This is a genomic window from Bradyrhizobium sp. TM233 (assembly GCF_036247965.1).
GTDB classification, from domain to species: Bacteria; Pseudomonadota; Alphaproteobacteria; order Rhizobiales; family Xanthobacteraceae; genus Bradyrhizobium; species Bradyrhizobium ottawaense.
Genome location: NZ_BTIG01000413.1, coordinates 1 through 288, shown reverse-complemented (window position 1 = coordinate 288; position 288 = coordinate 1). Strand labels below are relative to the sequence as shown.

General features: G+C 68.1%; 1 protein-coding gene. It reads right to left on the bottom strand.

Annotated elements, in window-relative coordinates; all coding sequences use genetic code 11:
• Window positions 1–161: 161 nt before the first annotated feature.
• A partial coding sequence (locus AABA86_RS34620; protein WP_338309945.1) for a fumarylacetoacetate hydrolase family protein occupies window positions 162–288 on the bottom strand: 127 nt, incomplete at its 5' end.

Sequence of the window (288 nt, the reverse complement as noted above, 5' to 3'; positions counted from 1 at the left end):
ATGTCGGTGAGCACGCCGATGCGGATGGCATCGGCCTTGATCTCGGCGCGCGCAGGCGGGCCTGCGAGCGCCAGCGTGATGAGCAAGGTGGAGGCGGACGTCGTGCGGAGGTTGGCCATGGCGTTTCCTGACTTGTCGTTTTTGATTGCTCGAAGGCGTGGTCAGGCCGGTTCGGCGACGACCGTGTTGCGCAAGGTTCCAATGCCGGAGATCTCGACCTCGACAGTGTCGCCCGGGCGCATCCACAGCGGCGGCGTGCGCTTGGCGCCGACGCCGCCGGGCGTGCCG